Annotated in this window: 18 protein-coding genes; 6 read left to right on the top strand and 12 right to left on the bottom strand. The window is 66.8% G+C overall.

Annotated features, from left to right (window positions below; translation table 11 throughout):
- Positions 1-20 precede the first annotated feature (20 nt).
- Positions 21-2,279 (bottom strand): fatty acid desaturase, encoded by a 2,259-nt coding sequence (locus ACFIMZ_RS22295; protein WP_431824480.1) that lies wholly within the window; start codon positions 2,277-2,279, stop codon positions 21-23.
- Positions 2,280-2,559: 280 nt separating this feature from the next.
- Here ACFIMZ_RS22295 and ACFIMZ_RS22290 point away from each other — a divergent pair, with 280 nt between their 5' ends.
- The gene (locus ACFIMZ_RS22290; RefSeq protein WP_431824479.1) at positions 2,560-3,552 is read left to right on the top strand and encodes an AraC family transcriptional regulator; all 993 of its coding nucleotides are present in this window, start codon (positions 2,560-2,562) and stop codon (positions 3,550-3,552) included.
- Positions 3,553-3,778: 226 nt separating this feature from the next.
- On the opposite strand, the gene ACFIMZ_RS22285 is transcribed toward ACFIMZ_RS22290, so the two are convergent.
- From ACFIMZ_RS22285 to ACFIMZ_RS22255, 7 genes are read right to left on the bottom strand one after another with little or no spacing between them, the layout of a single operon-like run.
- Positions 3,779-4,969 carry an efflux RND transporter periplasmic adaptor subunit gene (locus ACFIMZ_RS22285; protein ID WP_431824478.1) on the bottom strand — a complete coding sequence of 397 codons (1,191 nt, stop codon included), beginning with the start codon at positions 4,967-4,969 and terminating at the stop codon, positions 3,779-3,781.
- The gene (locus ACFIMZ_RS22280) at positions 4,970-6,604 is read right to left on the bottom strand and encodes an efflux transporter outer membrane subunit (protein WP_431824477.1); all 1,635 of its coding nucleotides are present in this window, start codon (positions 6,602-6,604) and stop codon (positions 4,970-4,972) included.
- Positions 6,605-6,612: 8 nt separating this feature from the next.
- The gene (locus tag ACFIMZ_RS22275) at positions 6,613-7,551 is read right to left on the bottom strand and encodes a glycosyltransferase family 2 protein (protein ID WP_431824476.1); all 939 of its coding nucleotides are present in this window, start codon (positions 7,549-7,551) and stop codon (positions 6,613-6,615) included.
- Positions 7,552-7,573: 22 nt separating this feature from the next.
- On the bottom strand, positions 7,574-9,160 hold the full coding sequence (locus ACFIMZ_RS22270) for a DHA2 family efflux MFS transporter permease subunit (protein ID WP_431824475.1): 1,587 nt from the start codon (positions 9,158-9,160) through the stop codon (positions 7,574-7,576).
- Entirely contained in the window at positions 9,157-10,449 is a 1,293-nt protein-coding gene (locus ACFIMZ_RS22265; RefSeq protein ID WP_431824474.1) for a glycosyltransferase, read from the bottom strand. The genes ACFIMZ_RS22270 and ACFIMZ_RS22265 overlap by 4 nt, the downstream gene beginning before the upstream one ends.
- 17 nt (positions 10,450-10,466) lie before the next feature.
- Positions 10,467-11,036, bottom strand: coding sequence for a methyltransferase family protein (locus ACFIMZ_RS22260; RefSeq protein ID WP_431824473.1), 570 nt, complete (start codon positions 11,034-11,036; stop codon positions 10,467-10,469).
- Positions 11,037-11,080: 44 nt separating this feature from the next.
- A complete protein-coding gene (locus ACFIMZ_RS22255; protein ID WP_431824472.1) occupies positions 11,081-11,983 on the bottom strand; it encodes an alpha/beta fold hydrolase in 903 nt (300 codons plus the stop codon).
- A gap of 726 nt (positions 11,984-12,709) precedes the next feature.
- Between ACFIMZ_RS22255 and betI the strand changes: the two genes are divergently transcribed.
- The 3 genes from betI to betA are packed head-to-tail and all read left to right on the top strand — an operon-like array spanning position 12,710 to position 16,522.
- Positions 12,710-13,294, top strand: a complete 585-nt coding sequence (gene betI / locus ACFIMZ_RS22250; protein WP_042588492.1) for a transcriptional regulator BetI — start codon at positions 12,710-12,712, stop codon at positions 13,292-13,294.
- A gap of 32 nt (positions 13,295-13,326) precedes the next feature.
- Positions 13,327-14,796, top strand: coding sequence for a betaine-aldehyde dehydrogenase (gene betB, locus ACFIMZ_RS22245; RefSeq protein ID WP_431824471.1), 1,470 nt, complete (start codon positions 13,327-13,329; stop codon positions 14,794-14,796).
- A gap of 25 nt (positions 14,797-14,821) precedes the next feature.
- Positions 14,822-16,522, top strand: coding sequence for a choline dehydrogenase (gene betA / locus ACFIMZ_RS22240; protein ID WP_431824470.1), 1,701 nt, complete (start codon positions 14,822-14,824; stop codon positions 16,520-16,522).
- Positions 16,523-16,601: 79 nt separating this feature from the next.
- On the opposite strand, the gene ACFIMZ_RS22235 is transcribed toward betA, so the two are convergent.
- From ACFIMZ_RS22235 to ACFIMZ_RS22220, 4 genes are all read right to left on the bottom strand, one after another.
- On the bottom strand, positions 16,602-17,186 hold the full coding sequence (locus ACFIMZ_RS22235; RefSeq protein WP_431824469.1) for a dual specificity protein phosphatase family protein: 585 nt from the start codon (positions 17,184-17,186) through the stop codon (positions 16,602-16,604).
- A gap of 7 nt (positions 17,187-17,193) precedes the next feature.
- A complete protein-coding gene (locus tag ACFIMZ_RS22230) occupies positions 17,194-17,688 on the bottom strand; it encodes a hypothetical protein (protein WP_431824468.1) in 495 nt (164 codons plus the stop codon).
- Entirely contained in the window at positions 17,685-18,827 is a 1,143-nt protein-coding gene (locus ACFIMZ_RS22225; protein ID WP_431824467.1) for an MGDG synthase family glycosyltransferase, read from the bottom strand. Before ACFIMZ_RS22225 ends, ACFIMZ_RS22230 begins: the two co-directional genes overlap by 4 nt.
- A gap of 120 nt (positions 18,828-18,947) precedes the next feature.
- A complete protein-coding gene (locus tag ACFIMZ_RS22220) occupies positions 18,948-19,718 on the bottom strand; it encodes a hypothetical protein (protein ID WP_431824466.1) in 771 nt (256 codons plus the stop codon).
- Between the two features lie 320 nt (positions 19,719-20,038).
- Here ACFIMZ_RS22220 and ACFIMZ_RS22215 point away from each other — a divergent pair, with 320 nt between their 5' ends.
- Together ACFIMZ_RS22215 and ACFIMZ_RS22210 are read left to right on the top strand one after the other, a co-directional pair.
- Complete coding sequence (locus ACFIMZ_RS22215) at positions 20,039-20,998, top strand: ABC transporter ATP-binding protein (protein ID WP_431824465.1); 960 nt, start codon at positions 20,039-20,041, stop codon at positions 20,996-20,998.
- Positions 20,995-21,756, top strand: a complete 762-nt coding sequence (locus ACFIMZ_RS22210) for an ABC transporter permease (protein WP_059609714.1) — start codon at positions 20,995-20,997, stop codon at positions 21,754-21,756. The genes ACFIMZ_RS22215 and ACFIMZ_RS22210 overlap by 4 nt, the downstream gene beginning before the upstream one ends.
- Positions 21,757-21,866 lie beyond the last annotated feature (110 nt).

Raw genomic sequence — 21,866 nt, 5'->3', positions numbered from 1 at the left:
ACAAGACAGATGGGGAGAAGTCACCGTGCGACAGTGGCGTCCCACTGGCGGGGGTCGTAGCTCGCCAAGGCCGCAAGACCGCTGCGTTGGCTCGCCCGCAGGGCCAGAGCCCGTTCCTCCGGGGATGCGTACCGACGATCCCAGTCGATCACCTTGGGCGTCATCAGGCGGTGCCAGAGTGGCGGGCAGAGCGTGATGATCATCGTGGCCATGTAGCCGCCGACCATCATGGGCGCATCCGGCAAGGGCATGAGGTCTTGATAGGGCACCTCTCCCTGGGCATGGTGATGCGAATGTCGGCTCAGGTTGAACATCCCCCAGGAGCTCATCCGGCTGTTGGTGTTCCAGGAATGGCGCGGCTGTACGGGCTGGTCGGCCACACGGACCATTCCGTAGTGCTCCATATAGTTGACGATCTCGAGCAGGGCCTTGCCGAACAGCGCGGCGCCAGAAAAGGCGAGTACACCGCTCCACCCGGCCATCGTCCAGGCGATGGCCGCGAGAATCACGCTCATGAACACGCCTCGCAGGTAGGCGTTGCGCCAGGAGAAAAGGCCCAAATGCTTGCGCTTCAGGCGCTCGGCTTCGATCTTCCAGGCACTGATGTTCCCCTTGATCGTCGAAGCGACGACGTGAAAATACACATTGCGGCCACGCGGTGCGGTGGCGGGATCGTGCTCGGTCGAGACATATCGATGATGGCCGTACACATGTTCGATCGAGAAACCAGTGTCGTAGCTGAATGCCAGCAGCCACCGTCCGATCAGAAGTGACACCGGATCCCAGGTGCGATGGGTCAACTCGTGGGCTGTCACCGTGCCAAGGAAGCCGATCAAAAGGCCGCTTAGAATGACCCCGCCCACATGCTGGCCCACGGTAGTCGCGGCGCGTGCGGCAAACATGTCGTACCCGGTGAGCTGGCTGACGAAGGCACCAAAACCCAGAGGGTCCCCTGGTGAAAAGCCCCACAGAAGACAGAAGAGATCAACGGCCAACAATGGGAGTGCCAGCCAAAGTTGCACCGTCAGAATCCATGGCCTGCGGTAAGCGGGCGTAGTCGTGTCATCGCCGGAGAGCGCATCGCCACCGACGTAGAAGGCGACCACCGCCAGCGCGCCCGCAATGTTGTCAATGCCACCACCGATGAGACCAAGTGCACCAACCACGCCCACGAGGTGGAACATGAAGAATTTCAGATAGTCGGTCACCTTGGCCGGCGTGCGTTCGACCGTGGGCAAGCCCACTGCGCCGTAAAACCCGGTATGGGTCTTTGGCTGGCGCTCCAGGAAGCGGTCAGCATGCACGTTCTCCTCGGCGATCCCGATGTCGTGAAGCATCTCGACGGCAGCATCGATCATCGCGGGCGGCCCGCACAGATAGGCAGAAGTCGCGTGGTTCGCCAGTTCCTTGATATGGTCGGTAACCAAACCTTTTCTGCCGTCCCATCTGTCCGTTGCGGCTGCCTCCGACAGAATCGGCACGAAGGAAAGTTCGGGCCACGTTTCGCCGTAAGACGCCAGCTCCTCCAGCGCGTAGAGATCGCGCTGCGTGCGTGCACCGAACAGCACAGTCACCGGCCGGCGGTCGCCTCGCTGGTGCATCTCCTGAAGCATGCCCAGGATCGGCGCCAGGCCGCTGCCGCCTGCGACCATCAGCACCGGGTCACTGCCGGGACGCATCCAGAACTTGCCGCCCGGGCCTCGTACCTGAAGCTCGTCACCCGCCACGGCCCTGTCGACCAAATGTGTCGAGAGGCGACCACCAGGCACACGGCGGATGGTGAAGTTGACCCGTCCGTCGCCACTCGGCGCGCTGGAGAAGGAATAGCTGCGCGGGGCATCCGGCAAGTTTGCCAGCGTCACCTCGGCAAACTGGCCAGCGCGGTAGGCGATCGGTTGCTCCAACTTCACGTCGATGCGGCAAATGTCGTGCGTCAGCATCGTCTTGCCGACGATTACTCCCTTGATTCGCGTACCGCTGATCCCTGCCTCCCGATCCACGTCAACGCGTATGTCGCTGCGCAGGCGGCTCTGGCAGGCCAGGATGTAGCCTTCGTCAATCTCCTTTTCGGTCAGCAGATAGGCTGTCTCGGTCAATGCGTCGACTCGGCCCTCCTTCAGGCGGCACTTGCAGGTGCCACAGCCGCCCACCCGGCAAATGGAGGGAATATCGATGTCCTGCCTCAGGGCCGCTTGAAGCAACGTTTCGTCAGAGCGAACCGTAATGGTCTGGCCATTGATGTCCGCCTTGTGGGACGACGTTTGGAATAACCTACGCATCGCGATTGTCTCCTGTTGAATCTAATATCAGTGCTCGTAGCATGTCACCGAGCTGTCACGCGACGTGATAGGTTGATTTGACAAAATGCGGTCATTTCTGGCCACCTGCCCGGACCGGAGGCATGTTCTCCGGAGGCTTCGCCTGGCGCACGATTACCGGTGTCGCCCGCCTTGCGTTGGCCCATCTCCGGAGTCGCGGAGGGGCGGGTTCTTACTTATGCGCCATCGATACCGCACGCGTTAGTATCCCGGCGGACTATTGAGGGCCAGGAGCTCATGGGTGGAGAAGCACGAATCAGTACCGATCAACTATTTGCGTCAGATTGCGGACCAGCTCGCCGACTTCGGCGCCAGTATTGAATCCTGGCTGGCCAGGGAAGGGTTTCGGGAGGCCGACTTGTCCGACGCCTCGGTCACGATTCCTGTGGAAACGTTTGGCGCTTTGGTTGCCGACGCAGTCACGCAGACAGGGGAGTCCGGCTTCGGGTTGCTGGCTGGCCGACGCTTGATGCCGAGCGCCCACGGCGTGGTCGGTATGGCGACATCGGCAAGCGCCTGCATTAGAGAAGCCATGGAAATCGTCGAGCGATATGTCGCGCTCAGAACCGGGGTTGTCTCGATCTACACCCGCGCCACGCCCAACACGCTTGAGGTCTGCTTCGAGCCCGCACTTGGGCTCGGCAAAGCCGGCCCGGTCGTGGTCGAGACGGCCGTGGTCGCCGTGAAGAACATCGCGGACGAAAAAACGCTGCACAACAGCGCGTGCACCATGGTTTCCTTTGCCTTTCCGGAACCCGGGCATGCGCAGCTTGCTCGGGACATCCTGGGCTGCGAGGTGCGGTATGGTCAGTCCTGGACTGGCCTGTCGTTCCCGCTGCCAGCGGCCGAGCAAGTGGCTTCGCGACGCGACGCCTTGGTATTGGCTGAGGCCATGAGAATCTGCAGCAATGAACTCAAGAACCTGCGCGTCGGCACTTGCGTAAGCGCGAAGGTGGAAAGGCTGATGCTGGAACGAAAGCATTCCTTTCCGCCGCTCGAACTTTGTGCTCGCCTGCTCGGCATGACGCCGCGAACGCTGCACCGGCGCCTCACCGATGAGGGAACGTCATACAGCGAGGTGCTGGACTCGGTAAGGCGCCGAATTGCGCGGGAGTGCCTGGAGGTCGAGAAATTAAGCGTGAAGGAGGTTGCCTACCTGCTCGGCTACAACGATGTGGCCAATTTTCGGCGTGCCTTCAAGCGCTGGGAGGGCGTTCCGCCCTCAAGATACTGATATGGCCGGGCGGCATGCTCGCTTTGGTCTTATGGCCGTCCATCGTCTTCGCCATACTCAACGCCATCGCATATCTGCGATGGTCTGCACGCAAGCGGGGAATCGTGTTCGGTGGCACTACCCTGTTCGTCGTGATGTTTGATCTCGCTACGTATGCAATACCTGCGTCAGGGATTGTCGGCTGACACATTGTCCGGCGACCCGCGGCCAGTCGAGCGCCAAAGGCTCACCCGCCCTGATTCTCGCGAATCACCGCCGCGGCCGCCGCCTCCGCCTCGCTCGCCACTCCGTCATGCACGCGCGTGCTTTCCGCCGGCGTCGGCGGCTCGCTGTCGAGCGCGTGGCCGCCGCGCTCGTGCGTATCGACGCTCGCCCGCATCGACAGCCCGACCCGCAGCGGATGCGCGGCGAGGTCGGCCGGCTCGATCGAGATCACGACCGGCACGCGCTGCACGACCTTGATCCAGTTGCCGGCCGCATTCTGCGACGGCAGCATCGAGAACGCGCTGCCCGTCCCGGCCGAAAACCCCTGCACGCGGCCGCGATAGACGACCCGCGCGCCATAGATGTCCGACACGATCTCGACCGGTTGCCCGACGCGCATGTGCCGGATCTGCCCTTCCTTGAAGTTCGCCTCGACCCACAGCCGCTTCAACTGCACGATCGACATCAACGGCACGCCGGGCCCGACCTGCTGCCCGACCTGCACCGCGCGCTGGCCGACGGTGCCGTCGACCGGCGCGACGATCGTCGTGCGCTTCAGGTTGCGGTACGCGAGCTTGAACTGCGCGGCCGCCTGCACGACGGCCGGGCTCTCGTCGACCGGCAGCTTGCTGCCGAGCGCGCGCGCCGCATCCAGCTGTGCCTGAGCGGCCGCAAGATTCGCCTGCGCGCCGGCGACCGCCGCACGGGCGCGCGCGAGCTCCTCCGGCGCGACGATCTCGACCGACGCGCCCGCGCGCGCCGCGAGTGCGCGCTGCGCGAGCGATAGATCCGCGCGCCGCGCATTCACCGCCTCCACGTACATCGTGTTCGAGATCTTCGCGTTCGCGACCTGCCGCACCGCCTGCGCGAGCTGCGCCTTCGCCTGCGCGAACGCGACCGACGCCTCCGTGTCGTCGAGCCGCACGAGCACCTGCCCGGCGCGCACCGGGTGCGTGTCGCCGGCCAGCACGTCGATGACCGTGCCCGGAACCTGCGCGGAGATCTGCACGATGCTGCCGGCCACATAGGCGTCGTCGGTTTCCTCGTAATAGCGGTCGCGGATCCACCACACCGCGAGCCACGCGATGGCGGCCAGCAGCACGGCCGCGAAGAACACGAGAAAGCGCTTGCGGCGCGTCGCGCGCCGTGCGTCGAGCGCGGCATCGGCCTGCGATGCCGGCATCGGAGCGGTGTGAAGGTTGTCGTGGTGCATTCAGTCGCTTTGCGTGACGACCAGACGGTCGTGCTGGGACATCGGATTCGACGGCGCGTCGGACGGGCTTGGGCCGGCCGGCGTTGCGCGCGCGGTCGCCTTCCGGCTCGCGGTCGCGGCGCCGCGTTGCGCCCGCGCGTTCGGCGTCGCGCGCGCTGCCGGCGCGGGGCCCGCGTCGAAGCCGCCGCCGAGCGCGCCGATCAGCCCGACGCGCAGCGTGCGCTGCTTGCCGAGCAGGTCGATCAGCTGTGCGCGCTCGTCGATCAGCGACAGCTGCGCGACGTCGACGTCCTTCTGCATCAGCAGCCCGCGCCGGTGTCGGTCGGTCGCGATCTGCACGATCTTCTGCGCGGCGGCCACCGCGTCCTGCTGCTGCGCGACGAGCGTCTGCGAGGTCTGCAGCGACGTGACGAGCTGCGCGACCTGCCCGAGCGCGTCGTCGACGGTCTTGTTGTACAAACCGATCGCGACGTCCGCCTGCGCGACGTCCGCGCCGAGCTTCGCCTTCAGCCGCCCGCGATCGAAGATCGGCAGCGACACCGCCGGGCCGACCGAGCCCGCCAGCGCGTCGCGCGAGAACAGCGACGCGGGCGTCAGCGCGAACACGCCGCCGAGCCCGACGAGGTTCACGTCCGGAAAGAACTGCGCGCGCGTCGCGTCGGCGTTCGCATAGGCGGCCTCGACGCGCAGCCGCGCGGCGACGATGTCGGGCCGGCGGCCGAGCAGGTCGGCCGGCAGCCGCGCGGGCAGCGCCGCATCGCCGAACTTGCCGAATTTGCCGACCTGGGGCCGCCGCAGCGCGAGGCCGCGCTCCGGGCCGCGCCCCGACAGCACGCCGAGCTGCAGCTGCGCGAGCTTGATCTGCTCGTCGTTCAGCGCGATCTGCCCGAGCAGGCGGCTGCGCTTGATCGATGCGTCGCTCGCGTCGTACGCGTTGTCGATGCCGCGCGCGGTGCGCTCGCGCAGCACCGTCGTGACCCGCTGGCTGACCTTCAGCTTTTCCTGCAGCAGGTCGCGCGCCGCGTGGGCCTGGTCGAGCTGGCAGTAGACGGTGACGATCGCGGTCGACATCGCAAGCCGCACCTGGTCGGCCTCGACGCGCGCTGCGTCGCGCAGCGACATCAGGCTCTTCGTCGCGGCCTTGTTCCTGCCCCACAGGTCGAGCTGGTAGTTCAGCGCGACGAACACCGACGACGGCGACGCGGCCGGATCGCCGAAGACCTGCACCGGCACCTTGTAGCCGCCGATCGTCACGTCGGCGATGTCGCCCGGCTGCGGCATGCGCGCGCGGTTGACCGTCGCGCCGGCGGTGCCGGTCAACCCGGTCAGCGCGTCGAACTGCTGCAGCTGCGCCTGCGCGATCCGCAGCCGCGCCTGCGCGACCTGCAAGTCGGGATTCTGCTGCAGCGCCTCCGCGATCAGCTGATCGAGCTGCGGGTCCTGCAACTGCGTGACCCAGTCCGGCGCGGGCCATGCGCCGGCTGCACCGGGGCCGGCCGTGCGCGCGAGCGCATCGTCGGCCGGCGCGCGCAACGACAGCGACGGCAGGAACCCCGACGGCGCGCAGCCGCTCAACGCCAGCAATGCGGCCAGCACGCCGGCCGTCCGGGCGGTCTTTCTCGTCGGACGCCGCATCGCCGCCCTCACCCTTGCCGCACGCGCGGCACCCGCGCGGCCAGCCGCGGACGCGTGCGCTCGAGCGGGCCGAGCCGGCCGAACAGCCCGTCGGCGATGCCGAGCGCGATGCCGCCGAGCTTCGCGCGCTTGTCGCGCTCCAAGAGCACGATCTGCACGATCTGCCACAGCGTCAGCAGGTTCGGCACGATCGCCACCGGAAAGCGCAGGCCGTACTGGATGCCGAGCTGCACGGCGTTGCGCGCGCTGTAATAGCGCCGCTGCCACGGATGATTCATCGACGTCATCGCGAAAGGACCGAACGCATGGCGCCGCTTCGCGCCGATCCGGTGCTGCTGCACCAGCGACGGCACGACGTAGAGCGGCACGTTGCGCGCGAGCGCGCGGAAGCAGTATTCGGTGTCGACGTGATCGATGAAGAGCGTCTCGTCGAACGGGCCGAGCGCGTCGTACGCGTCGCGCGACACGACGCAGCCCGACGAGATCAGGAACGCGCAGCGCTGCATCGCGGCACCCGGCTCGATATGCAGGCGGCGCAGCGTGATGCCGTTGGTCGAAAGCTCCGGCAGGAAGCTGCGCGCGTTCTCGTCGAAGATGCGCGGGCCGGCCAGGAACGCGCGCGGCGCGAGCCCCGCGCAGACGTCGCGCATCACCGGGAAGTACGCGTCCGGCACCGTCGAATCCTGGTCGAACAGCGCGACCGCGTCGACCCGCTCGCGAAACAGCGCCGCCAGCCCCGCGTTGAACGCGCCCGCGATGCCGTCGCGGTTGCCGTGATGCAGCAGCGCGATGCCGTCGCGCGCACAGACGTCGCGGGCCCGCGCGTCCGGCTGCGGCGAGTTGTCGACGACGAGCAGCGCGTCGCTCGCGCGCCGCAGCGCGTCGAGCGCCGCAAGCTGTGCGTCGGTCGGGTGGTAGAGAATCACGAGCGCGCCGAGTGCCGTCATGTTGCCTCCGAAGAACGCGTTCCTAATGACCGAAGGACGCCGCCGCGCCCCGCTTCGGCCGGGTGAGCCACATCATCGCGGCGAGCACGAGACACGTCATGCTCGCCATCCAGAACATGTCGCCCGTCGCCATCATGTACGCCTGCTGCTGCACGATGCGGTGCAGCGTCGCCAGTTCGCGCGTGCCGTCGATGCCCATCGCGTTGAGCGTGTGCACGAAGCGCTGCGTGTTCGCCGCGGCCTGCGTGACCGACTGCGACACGACGTCGTAGTGATAGGTCGCGCGGTTGTCCCACAGCGTCACGCTCATCGCGGTGCCGAACGCGGCCGACAGCGTGCGCAGGAAATTCGACAGGCTCGACGCGGCGGCGAGCTTGTCGTCGGGAATGCGCGACAGCGTCGCCGCGGTCAGCGGAATGAAGAAGCACGGCAGCCCGATGCCCTGGATCAGCCCTGGCGTGACGATCTGCGCGAACGTCATCTTCAGCGTGAAGTGCGCGTCCCACGCGAGCACGGCGGCGAACACGAGAAAGCCGAAGGTCGCGAGCACGCGCGCGTCGAAGCGATGCGCGTGCAGCCCGACGAGGATCGAGAACACCAGCGCGAGGATGCCGAGCGGCGCGGTCGCGAGCCCCGCATGGAACGCGTTGTAGCCCATCACCGCCTGCAGCCACAGCGGGAACACCACGCCGACCACCGAGAAGCTCATCATCCCGAGCGAGATGATCAGCACGCAGAACGAGAACGTGCGGTCGCGGAACAGGCTCAGCTCGACCACCGGATGCGCTTCGCCCGCTTCCCAGATCAGCAGCGACACGATCGCGATGCCCGCGACGATCGCCAGCGTGACGATCAGCGGCGAGCCGAACCAGCCTTCGTCGTGGCCGAGGTCGAGCACCGCCTGCAGCGCGCCGACGCCGATCACGAGCAGCACGATGCCCGGCACGTCGATCGGGCCGGCCGCGCCGCGCTGCGCGTCGGGCCGCAGCATCGCGGTGCAGACCGCGAACGAGAAGATGCCGATCGGCAGGTTGATCAGGAAGATCCACGGCCACGAGAAACTGTCGATGATCCAGCCGCCGACCACCGGCCCGAAGATCGGCGCGAGCAGCACCGTCATCGCCCACAGCGCGAGCGCGACCGTGCGCTTCTCCGGCGGGAACGCGCGCAGCAGGATCGTCTGCGACAGCGGCACCATCGGCCCGGAGAACAGCCCCTGCAGCGCGCGGCACACGACCAGCACGTGCAGGTCGCGCGCGAGGCCGCACAGCAGCGACGTCAGCGTGAACAGCAGCACCGCGCCGACGAACAGCCGCAGCTCGCCGATGCGGCGCGCGAGCCAGCCGGTCAGCGGCACCGCGATCGCGGCGGCGACCGAATACGAGCTGATCACCCACGTGCCCTGGCTGTTCGACACGCCGAGGCTGCCCGAGATTGCCGGCACCGCGACGTTGGTCACGGTCGAATCGAGCACCTCGATAAACGTCGCGAGCGACAGCGCGAACGTCAGCAGCGCAAGGCGCGCGCCGCGCAGCGGCCGCGCAGCCTGCGCCGTCGGCGCTGCGGCCGGGGCGGCGCTCGCGGCGTGCCGCGACGAAGTGGTGCTCATGCGCCCGCCGCGGCGACCGCGGCCGGCGCGGACGGCCCGGCCATGCGGTCCGGCGCCGGCGCGAACCGTTCGATGTAATCCGCCGCGCGCTCGCACCCGTCCGCCGCGCCGGTGATCCGCGCCCGCACGCGCGCGCCCTGCGCCGCGAACCCGGGATCGTCGAGCACGCGCCGCAGCGCCGCGCCGAGCCGCGCGCCGTCGACCGGACCGTCGATGCGCACGCCGCAGCCACTCTGAGCGACACGCTGCGCGTTGTCGAAATGGTCGTGCGCGAACGGCGTCACCACCTGCGCAATGCCGGCCTCATAGGCGAGCGCCGCGGTGCCGATGCCGCCATGGTGCACGAGCGCACGGCAACGCGGCAGCAGCGCACGCATCGGCACGAAGCGCCGCACGAGCAGGCGGCCGTCGCCCGATGGCGCATCAGCCGGTGTCAGCAGGATGCCGCGCGCGCGGGTGGCGCGCAGCGCTTCGCCGACCGCGCGCGCATACGCGGCGTGATCGACGAGCGTGGAGCCGGCGGTGAACGCGACCGGCGGCTCGCCCGCCGCGAGAAACGCTTCGAGTTCGGCATCGTCCTCGCGCTCACCCACGTCGTTGAACAGCGGAAAGCCGCTTTGCAGATGCCGCGCGGGCCAGTCCGGCTGCGGCGGCGCGAACCAGTCGGGAAACAGGCACAGCACGCCGTCGGTCGAGTGCAGCCAGCGGCCGAGCACGCGCCGCGCGGGCGGCAGCCCGAGGTCCGCGCGCACCGCGTTCAGCGCGGGGCCGCACACGCGATCGAGCACGCGCCGCTCGATCAGCGTCATCAGCGCCGACTTGACCGGCAGCGGCCAGCGCGCGGGGATCGTCAGGCGCGGGTGCGTCGGCGGCACATGCGCGGACAAGAGCGTCGACGGCGACACCTGCACCGACACATACGGGGTGCCGTGCAGCTCCTGCATGAAGCGCGCGGAGAACGCCCATAGCGTGCCGACGAGCACGGTGTCCGCATCGGTCAGCGCGCGCAGCGTGTCGTAGTGCGGCCGCAACACCGGCGCGATCACCTGCCACAGCGTGCGGAACGACGTGCGCGGGTTCCACAGCGCCGGATTCGCCATCGCCGCTTCGTATTCCTCGGCGGTGCCGACCGGCACGAACGCGAAGCCGAAGCGTCGCGCGGCCGCCTCGAACGGCGGATGCGTGCAGAACACGATCGCGTGGCCGCGCGCCGCAAGCGCGCGCGCGACGCCGAGCAGCGGATGCACGTCGCCCGCCGACCCGATCGCGGTCACGATTACCTTCGCCATCGCGCGCCTCGCGGGAGTCAGTAGAAGCCGGGGATCAGCGCCGCGACCTCGCGGCGGTACTGCGCGTAGGCCGCCCCGAAATGGCCGGTCAGCCAGCTCTCCTCGACGCGCACCTTGTAGGCGAGCGAAGCGAACACGAGCAGCACGCCGAGCGCGCCGCGCCACTCGCCGCCGAGCAGCGCGGCGCCGGCGAGCGCGAGCAGGCAGCCCGTATAGATCGGATGCCGAACGAGTGCGTACGGGCCGCTGCGAACGAGCTCGTGGCCGTCCTTCAGCGTGACCGACACGCTCCAGTTCGTGCCGAGATGCCGCCGCGCCCACACCGAGAACAGCAGCCCGGCGATCAGCACGGCGAAGCCGGCTGCCGACTGCAGGCCGAAGCGCTGCCAGTCGGGCGTGAGCGCCTGCCACGTCGGGTCGGGCAGGATGATCAGCGCGCCGCCGACGATCAGCGGAATCGACTGCAGCGTGCGCGAGCGCGACGCCTCCTTGCGCACGGTTGCCTTCACGGCCTGCGACGTGGCGATCCAGTATGCGAGCCACGCGGCCCACGGAACGACGATGGCGATGCTCTGAACGATATTCACGGCTGGCCTGCCTCGTGTGGAGTGGAAATCGGATGGCCGCGGCGTCACGACGACAGCGCGGGCCACGGCGCGCTCACGCATGCCTGCGACACGTCGGGCGACTCGCCGGCCGCGGCCTGCGCGGCGCCGCAGAGGAAGCCCAGCAGTTCCGCGCGCGTGCTCTCGCGCTGCGCGCGGCCTTCGATGTCGAGGAAATGCCCGGCGGCCGGAATCGTCGCGAACTGCGCGCGCGGCACGTGCGCGGCAAGCCTGCGGACTTCGGCGGGCGTCGTGTATTCGTCGAGCGCGCCGTTGACGAACTTCAGCTCGCAGCGGATGTTCGAGAACTCGCTCAGGTAGCGCTCGGGCTGCAGCGACAGGATCTGGTCGACGTGGAACGCGACCTGGTCCTGCTCGTCGCGGGGCAGCCGCGTCAGGTAGCGGTAGTTGTACAGCTTCATGATGCGCGGCAGGTAGCGGCCCACGGTGTCGTTGAGCAGCTGCGCGGCCTTCAGGTTCTCGCCGGCGGCGATGTGGTCGCGCGCGCGGGTCACGTAGTCGACCATCGCGTCGTTGAGGAACGGCGAGAACGAGCAGATCACCGCGCGCCGCACGCTCGGGCAGCCGCGCGCGAGCGCGAACAGCGACGCGACGCCGCCCCACGACACCGACACGAGGAACGCGGGCGCGTAGCGCTCGACGAGGTGCTGCAGGATCTCGACCTCGTCGTCCTTCGTCAGGACGAAGCGGCCCGGATTGTGCTGGCGCGACTGCCCCGCATACGGCAGGTCGAAGCAGACCGTGTTCATCCGCTCGCCGAGGTACTGGACGGTCTGCCCGAACGACGCCGTGGTCGCGAGCGCGCCGTTGACGAGAATTGCCGTGTCGAAAGCCGGATCGAATATCTGGCGTTCGACGTAAACCTTCAGACCATTCGGCAGCGGGACCACGTGTTTTTCCGTCGGCATCGTCGTTCTCCCGGTGGATTCGGCGTCTCGGCATGTTGCATGCTGCACGCGCACAGGTGCGCGACGGCGACGCGCCGGCCCCCCGACGCGCGCCTCGACCGCGTCGTCGCCGACGCACTGCGTCAGGTTCGGCTGCGTCGATTGATTCTCGTCAATGCGGCGCAATGTTAATACGCGTCAAATTGATTACTCAAGCCGCACCAAATATCCCCTCTACTCAGGTAGGAAATACGGCGAATTCAAATTTTTCCCGCATTTTTTATGGTATGCGGAATGGCATGACGCTGCCAGAAATCGTTTTCATTGCAGCGTCTCCCGACCAAGCAAAACGATCAATACATCTTAATATTCAATAATTTACAACGTTTCAAACGAGTTTCCGAATCGCAACTCACCTCCCCTCCGCCCATTCGAATGTTTCTTCATTTTCTGCAGCATCACTAAAATCGGTCGCGTCAACATTCTTTCATTGAGAAGGGATTTGAAAATATTCCGTCATTCGTTAACCATTCCGTTCAATTCAGAATCCGTTTTAAACATGCTTCGTTTTATTTAACAGTCTTGCGATTGGGTTTTCCGCAACTGCACATTGCGAGCGCCGCATCGGTCGCCCGCCACCTCCCGCGCATTCCTTCCGACCCCGGTTTTTTATTGATTGAACGTTCAATAAAAAACCGCTAAGCTCTCGACTTCCAACCATCCGCCGTCCGTGCACAGGGAGTCGCGATGCCGAAAGTGGGAATGCGGGAAGTCCGCCGCGCGCAGCTGATCGATGCGACGCTGCGCTCGATCGACGAAGCGGGCCTGCCCGGCACGACGCTCGCGTCGGTCGCGCAGCGCGCGAACATCTCGACCGGCATCGTCAGCCACTACTTCGGCGACAAGGACGGCCTGCTCGAAGCGACGATGCGGCACGTGCTGCGCGACCTGTGGTCGGCCACCACGCGCCGCCGCGTCGCCGCGCGCAAGGATCCGCGCGCCCGGCTGCGCGCGATCGTCGCCGCGAACTTCGACGACACGCAGATCAGCGCACCCGTGATGAAGACGTGGCTCGCGTTCTGGTCGCAGAGCATGCACGAGCCGGCGCTCAAGCGCCTGCAGCACGTCAACACGCGGCGTCTCTATTCGAACCTGTGCGCGGAGTTCGCGAAAGCGCTGCCGCGCGCGAAGGCGCGGGAAGCCGCCAGCGGCCTCGCCGCGCTGATCGACGGCCTGTGGCTGCGCGGCGCGCTCGCCGGCGGCCCGTTCGACACCCGGGCGGCGCTGAAGCTCGCCCACGACTACATCGATCTGCTGCTCGCGTCGGCGTGACGCGGCGCACGGTCGCCACCCAGGAGATCCTCATGTCCGTATACGGTTTGCAGCGCCTCTACATCGGCGGCGGCTACGTCGACGCCACCAGCGGCAAGACTTTCGACACCTTCGATCCGGCCACCGGCGAACTGCTCGCGCAGGTCCAGCAGGCGAGCGCCGCCGACGTCGACCGCGCGGTCGCGTCCGCGCGCGAGGGCCAGCGCGAATGGGCGGCGATGACCGCGATGCAGCGCTCGCGCATCCTGCGCCGCGCGGTCGAGCTGCTGCGCGAACGCAACGACGAGCTCGCCGCGCTCGAGACGCGCGACACCGGCAAGCCGATCGCCGAGACGCTCGCGGTCGACATCGTCACCGGCGCGGACGTGATCGAGTACTACGCGGGCCTCGCGACCGCGATCGAAGGGCTGCAGGTGCCGCTGCGCGCCGACTCGTTCGTCTATACGCGCCGCGAGCCGCTCGGCGTGTGCGCGGGCATCGGCGCGTGGAACTACCCGATCCAGATCGCGTGCTGGAAGACGGCCCCCGCGCTCGCGGCCGGCAACGCGATGGTGTTCAAGCCGAGCGAAGTGACCCCGCTGACGGCGCTGAAGCTCGCGGAGATCTACACGGAAGCCGGCGTGCCGGCCGGCGTGTTCAACGTCGTGCAGGGCGACGGCTCGGTCGGCGCGCTGCTCACCGGCCATCCGGACATCGCGAAGGTGTCGTTCACCGGCGGCGTCGAGACCGGCAAGAAGGTGATGTCGCTCGCCGGCGCGTCGTCGCTGAAGGAAGTGACGATGGAGCTCGGCGGCAAGTCGCCGCTGATCGTGTTCGACGATGCCGACCTCGACCGCGCCGCCGACATCGCGGTGACCGCCAACTTCTTCAGCTCGGGGCAGGTCTGCACGAACGGCACGCGCGTGTTCGTGCACCGTTCGATCAAGGACGCCTTCACCGAGCGCGTGCTCGAACGCGTGAAGCGCATCCGTGTCGGCAAGCCGACCGATGCCGACACCAACTTCGGCCCGCTCGTGTCCGCCGCGCAGCTCGACAAGGTGCTCGGCTTCATCGACAGCGGCAAGGCCGAGGGCGCGAAGCTGCTCGCGGGCGGCGGGCGCCTGACCGACGGCCACTTCGCGAACGGCCAGTACGTCGCGCCGACCGTGTTCGGCGACTGCCGCGACGACATGAAGATCGTCCGCGAGGAAATCTTCGGGCCGGTGATGAGCATTCTCGAATTCGCCTCGGAGGACGAAGTGATTGCCCGCGCGAACGACACGCACTACGGGCTCGCGGCCGGCGTCGTCACCGAGAACCTGTCGCGCGCGCACCGCGCGATCCACCGCCTCGAAGCGGGCATCTGCTGGATCAACACGTGGGGCGAATCGCCGGCCGAGATGCCGGTTGGCGGTTACAAGCAATCCGGCGTCGGACGGGAGAACGGCATCACGACGCTCGAGCACTACACTCGAATCAAGTCGGTGCAGGTCGAGCTCGGCCGCTACAACCCCGTGTTTTGAGTTTCAGGAAAGGAGATTGACCGTCATGACGACACGCGAATACGACTACATCATCTGCGGCGCAGGCTCCGCGGGCAACGTGCTCGCGACGCGCCTGACGGAAGATCCGGACGTCACGGTGCTGCTGCTCGAGGCCGGCGGCCCCGACTACCGCTTCGACTTCCGCACGCAGATGCCGGCGGCGCTCGCCTATCCGCTGCAGGGCCGCCGCTACAACTGGGCGTACGAGACCGACCCCGAGCCGCACATGGACAACCGCCGGATGGAATGCGGGCGCGGCAAGGGGCTCGGCGGCTCGTCGCTGATCAACGGGATGTGCTACATCCGCGGCAACGCGCTTGACTACGACAACTGGTCGACGCACCAGGGCCTCGAGAACTGGACGTATCTCGACTGCCTGCCGTACTTCAAGAAGGCCGAGACCCGCGACGTCGGCCCGAACGACTATCACGGCGGCAGCGGCCCCGTGTCGGTCACGACCAGCAAGCCGGGCGTGAACCCGCTGTTCGAGGCGATGGTCGAGGCCGGCGTGCAGGCCGGCTATCCGCGCACCGACGACCTGAACGGCTACCAGCAGGAAGGCTTCGGCCCGATGGACCGCACCGTGACGCCGCGCGGCCGCCGCGCGAGCACCGCGCGCGGCTACCTCGACCAGGCCCGCGCGCGGCCGAACCTCGAGATCGTCACGCACGCGCTCGCCGACCGTATTTTGTTCGACGGCAAGCGCGCATCGGGCGTCGCGTACCTGCACGGCAGCGAGCGCGCGAGCGCGCATGCGCGCCGCGAGGTGCTCGTGTGCAGCGGCGCGATCGCGTCGCCGCAGCTGCTGCAGCGCTCGGGCGTCGGCCCGGGCGCGTGGCTGAAGGAACTGGACATCCCGGTCGTGCTCGACCTGCCCGGCGTCGGCCAGAACCTGCAGGACCACCTGGAGATGTACATCCAGTACGCGTGCAAGGAGCCCGTATCGCTGTACCCGGCGCTCAAGTGGTGGAACCAGCCGAAGATCGGCCTCGAATGGATGCTGAACGGCACCGGCCTCGGCGCGAGCAACCACTTCGAGGCGGGCGGCTTCATCCGCACGCGCGACGACGATCTGTGGCCGAACATCCAGTATCACTTCCTGCCGGTTGCGATCAACTACAACGGCTCGAACGCGATCGAGATGCACGGCTTCCAGGCGCACGTCGGCTCGATGCGCTCGCCGAGCCGCGGCCGCGTGAAGCTGCGCTCGCGCGATCCGAACCAGCATCCGAGCATCCTGTTCAACTACATGGCCGAAGCGCTCGACTGGCGCGAGTTCCGCGACGCGATCCGCGCGACGCGCGAGATCATGCGCCAGCCGGCGCTCGACCGCTTCCGCGGCCAGGAGCTGCACCCCGGCGCCGATCTGAAGAGCGACAAGGACCTCGACACGTTCGTGCGCGCGCGCGCGGAAACGGCGTTCCATCCGTCGTGCTCGTGCAAGATGGGCTACGACGACATGGCGGTGGTCGACAGCGAAGGCCGCGTGCACGGGCTCGAGGGGCTGCGCGTGGTCGACGCGTCGATCATGCCGATCATCACGACCGGCAACCTGAACGCGCCGACGATCATGATCGCGGAGAAGATCGCCGACCGGATTCGCGGGCGGCAGGCGCTGGCGCGTGTGGATGTGCCGTATTTCGTCGCGAATGGTGCGCCGGCGCGCAATGTTGCGAAGGTGGCAAGGGCGCCGGAGAAGGTCTGACGAGCGCCGGTGCCCTGCCCGGTTTCGGTCGTCCCGAACGCCGCTGACAGCCAATGTCAGCGGCGTTCGCACTTCCGGCTTATCCGTTGTCGACTTGCTTGCGCAGACGCTCGACGTCGACGTGCTGCAAGTAATACGTGATGTTCTGCCAGATCGCATGGAACCCGTAGCCGCCATGCTGCAGCTCGTCGAGCGCCTGTTCCCTCGTCCAGCCCTGGTACACCATCCGATACAGCGCCGACACGAGGCCGGTGCGATCCGCGCCGTGCTGGCAGTGGATCAGCACCGGGCCGTCCCGGTCCGCGTCGCGCAGCGCCTTGAGCGCCGTGACCATGTCTTCGTCGCGGATGTACCAGGTGTTGATCGGAATGCGCTGCATCGTGATCTGCGTGCCGGCCAGGATGCGGTCGTCCGAGTGAAACGCACGGAAGCTGATGACCTTGCGAATGCCGAGCTTCTGCAATTGCGGCACATCCTCCCGGGACAGCTGCGCGCTGCGGTACAGCGACGGCGTGATGCGATGCAGGTTGTTCACGCGCGCATCGGAAACGCTTTGCGCCCATTGAAGCGGTCGCGCGGCGACATCGGAAGACGGCTCCGCGCTGACCGGCTGCACGAGCCCTGCGAGCGTGACGGCAATCACGGCAATGACGGCAATTTTCATGGCAGGTTCAGGTGTGGGTGCGCTCGCGCGCGCGAGAAAGGAAGAACAGGACGATCGCAGCGGCGCTCATGGTCCAGTAGTCGGTCGGTGCAACGCCCAGCCAGTGGATATGCCACGGCACGTTGGCCGGGGTGAACCGGGCGAGGCCATAGGCCGGGTTCAGGACGAACCACAGAAAATCCTCGGCAAGCCAGAACACCATGATGCAGGCGATGAAACGGGCTTCGATGCGCCACGACCACTGTCCGTTGAAAATGGCCGGCAGATGGAAGAACAGCGCGACGAACGGGAACACCCACGCGTGGTATCCGGTCATCGGACGCCCGCCCCAGAAGAGATCGAGCAGCCAGTGCTTCTCGATGCGCCAGGTCGGCAGGTTCGCGGCCCAGCCCGCGCTGCCCTCGATCTGAATCTCGACGTTCGCGAAAAAGTAAGCCAGCAGCACGACCCAGGCGACGAGCACGAGCGTGCGGCGCGCCGGGAGAAAACAGGACACGCTCATGCGGCAGGCTCCAGGCCCAGCACGCGGTCGAGCACATAGCGTCCGGCCTGCGGCCGCCCGAGCGGGGCCAGGCGGCGGCGCATGTCGGCAAGACGCTCGGGCGCCTGCAGCAACGCGCGGATGCGATAGACGAGCGCATCGTCGTCGATGGCCTTGAGCGCCACGCCCTGCTCCAGCAGGAAATCCGCATTGCGCTCTTCCTGGCCCGGAATCGGCGAGTTGACGATCATCGGCAGCTGCATCGCCAGGCATTCGGAGGTCGTCAGGCCGCCCGGCTTGGTGATGACGAGGTCGGCGCATGCCATCAGGCGCTCGACCTGTTGCGTAAAGCCCTGCGGAAAGAGCCGGCCGGGATGTTGCGCGGCGAGCGCCTGCAACGACGCGAGCATCGCCTGGTTCTTGCCTGCCAGCGCGATCAGCTGGAAATCCGCGTCCATCTCCAGCAGACGCGTCGCCAGCACGTCGAGCCCGCCGAGGCCGGCGCCGCCGGACATCATCAGAAAGGTCGGGCGCGCCGGGTCCAGGCCGAACTCGGCCGCACAGGCCGCGCGATCGAGCGGCTGGCCGAACGCCGGCATGATCGGGATGCCGCTGACGTGCACGGTGTCGGGCGCCATGCCGCGCGCGCGCATGCGCCATGCGATCTCGTCGTTGGCGGCGAAGTAGCCGCGCATGTTGGGCACGACCCACATGCTGTGCAGGTCGAAGTCGGTCACCTGCACCCACACCGGCGCGTCGACGCGCTCCTTGCGAATCTCGCGCGACAGCAGCTCGGCCGGCAGGAAGTGCGTGCAGATGATGGCGTCCGGGCGCTGCCGTTCGATCTCCGCGAGCAGCGGCCGGCAGTTGAGCCGCTCGATCGCGCGCCGGATCTTCTGCGACGGCGCGCCGGGGTCCGCCTCGTCGGTCTTCTGGTACAGGTAGCCCCAAAGCGCCGGCTGGCTGCTGACGAGCTTGATGTAGAGGTCGGTGTACAGCTTGCGGAAGCCGGTGGAAACGAAATCCATCACGTCCAGGTGCGTGGCTTCGATTCCCGCGGGGTGACTGTCCGCGAACGCGCGGATCGCTTCGGCCGCTCGGGTATGGCCGGCCCCGGCGCTCACGCTCAGGAGGAGGATTTTCTTGTTTTGTGTCGACATCTGACTGACCGTTTTGATTAGTGTGATCCGGATGCGGGTTATGTGGCGGCAATCTTGCGCGCTTGGCGTCGATCCGTCGGCGGGTGCTTACAGATCTTCGGGGCGAAGGGGGCGGTTACGTCAAATGGGGCTGACGGCTGGCCAATCGGCGGCTGACGCATCCAGAAATTCAATCCCCTTGACGCCGGACTCGATTGCCGCATCGCGGAATACCTCGGAGCAGATCAGCGTATTGCTGCTCCCCTCCATGCCCGTCACTTTGAATAGATGGGATGAAAAACCCTCATTCACCACCAGTTTCCTGATCCTGGAGACCCCTCCGAATTTCCCGCGAACAAACTGCGACTCGTGCTGATTCGCTACCGTCTCCGGCGGAAAATCCTGAAAAACGGCCGCATGGTAGCAGTTCCCTGCGATCGCCTCACCCGCCGGGGAGCATATCGCAACCGGAGAGGCGTCGACGATCGATACGCCGAACTGCGAGACGAGGTTATTGAATTTTTCGCTCACCAGATAATAAAAGCCCAGATCCCCTCTGGCGTCGAAATCATATCCCGTGTCTTGGGTGATAAAAACCAGCCCGGATGGAAATTTCTCGTGAGCCCTCCCCTTGGACGGATTCGCATACCACGGGAAATAACCGGCCTCAACCGCCTGGGTGTCGGGGTAGTACTTATCGTACAAAGCGCCATTCAGCATCCCGATCGGGCAGCCCGGCGCGTTCTTCCGGGACAGCGCGTAGTATTTCACCGAAACCTTCCCTCCGGCGTATATGGGTTCATCGTTGGCATCTTCGGCCGGATCATGCTTCGCCAGTTCTTCATCAAGCCGTTCCGTTGTCGTCTCTATCGTTGCCAGTTTGGCATAACACCTTCCCGGCGTAGAAGCCAATCCTCACGGATCGCCCCACGGCCCCCGGGTTCCCCGGGTTCGTTACGTACTGGAAACGTTCAGCCCGCCTTGAAATCCGGTCCTTCGCGACGAATCGTCGTCGACCATCGTCTCTGGCAGCATTTGTTCGTCCAAACCGACTAATCGACAACTTCCCCGCGCGGCTGTCGTCCCCCCGGCAAACTCCGGTCGCCGTTGCTAAGATAGCGGTCCCACCGCTCCGACGAACGCCCGATGCCGCTTGCCCGCGCCATTCTCCGACCTTCGCGCCCGCGCGCCGCCGCGCCGGCGCCCGCCCTCTCTCCTACCGGACCTCGCCCGTGAGCACGCCCCCGATCCTGTCCGTCTCGAACCTGTCCAAGATCTATGCGTCCGGGTTCCAGGCCCTGAAGCACGTCAATCTCGACATCCGCGCCGGCGAAATCTTCGCGCTGCTCGGCCCGAACGGCGCCGGCAAGACGACGCTGATCGGCTCGATCTGCGGGATCGTCACGCCGACCGACGGCCGCGTGACGGTCGGCGGCCACGACATCCGCGACGCGTACCGCGCGGCCCGCGAGATGATCGGCCTCGTGCCGCAGGAGCTGACGACCGACGCGTTCGAGACCGTGTGGGCGACCGTATCGTTCAGCCGCGGCCTGTTCGGCAAGGCGCCGAATCCCGCGCACATCGAGAAGACGCTGAAGGCGCTGTCGCTCTGGGACAAGCGCGACAACAAGCTGATGACGCTGTCGGGCGGCATGAAGCGCCGCGTGATGATCGCGAAGGCGCTGTCGCACGAGCCGCGCATCCTGTTCCTCGACGAACCGACCGCGGGCGTCGACGTCGAGCTGCGCCGCGACATGTGGAAGCTCGTCGATTCGCTGCGCGAAAGCGGCGTGACGATCGTGCTGACCACGCACTACATCGAGGAAGCCGAGGAAATGGCCGACCGGATCGGCATCATCCAGGGCGGCGAGCTCGTGCTCGTCGAAGACAAGCACGAGCTGATGCGCAAGCTCGGCAAGAAGCAGCTCACCGTGCAGCTCGAACATCCGCTCGCGACGCTGCCGCCCGCGCTCGCGTCGTTCGGGCTCGAACTCGCCGACGCCGGCGGCGCGCTCGTCTACACCTACGACTCGCAACGCGACGACGCGAGCATCGCGACGCTGATCAACGCGCTCGGCGCGGCCGGCATCGGCTTCCGCGACCTGCACACGACGCAGAGCTCGCTCGAGGACATCTTCGTCAGTCTGATCGACAACCGCCGCAACGGCGCACGAGAGGCATCCCTTACATGAATTTCCAAGCGATCCGCGCGATCTACCGCGCAGAAATGGCCCGCACGCGGCGCACGCTGATGCAGAGCATCATCGCGCCGGTGATCTCGACGTCGCTCTACTTCGTCGTGTTCGGCTCCGCGATCGGCTCGCGCATCAGCGACGTGAACGGCATCGGCTACGGGTCGTTCATCGTGCCGGGCCTCGTGATGCTGTCGCTGCTGTCGCAGAGCATCTCGAACGCATCGTTCGGCATCTACTTCCCGCGCTTCACGGGGACGATCTACGAGATCCTGTCGGCGCCGGTGTCGTACTGGGAGATCGTGATCGCCTACGTCGGCGCGGCCGCGTCGAAGTCGATGCTGCTCGGCCTCATCATCCTCGCGACCGCCGGCCTGTTCGTGCCGCTGCACATCCTGCATCCGTTCTGGATGGTGCTGTTTCTCGTGCTGACGTCGATCACGTTCAGCCTGTTCGGCTTCGTGATCGGCATCTGGGCCGACAGCTTCGAGAAGCTGCAGCTCGTGCCGCTCCTGATCATCACGCCGCTGACGTTCCTCGGCGGCAGCTTCTACTCGGTCGACATGCTGCCGCCCGCGTGGCGCATCGTCACGCTGTTCAACCCGATCGTCTACCTGATCAGCGGCTTCCGCTGGTCGTTCTACGGGCTCGCGGACGTGCACGTCGGGATCAGCCTCGGCGCGACCACGCTGTTCCTCGCCGTGCTGCTCGCGATCGTCGCGTGGATCTTCCGCACCGGGTATCGGTTGAAGAACTGACGGAACGGCGGTCCGGCGCGCGCGATGACGCATTTGTTCAAGCGCACGGCGTTTTTCCTCTGATGTGGCGTTTTGTGGTCGCGTCTACTGAATGCTCGGGGCCTTGAAGC

Origin of the sequence: Burkholderia sp. F1 (assembly GCF_050813845.1) — a bacterium.
GTDB lineage: Bacteria > Pseudomonadota > Gammaproteobacteria > Burkholderiales > Burkholderiaceae > Burkholderia > Burkholderia ubonensis.
The sequence above is the reverse complement of the archived record's forward strand: the minus strand, read 5'-3'. Positions and strand labels throughout refer to the sequence as shown.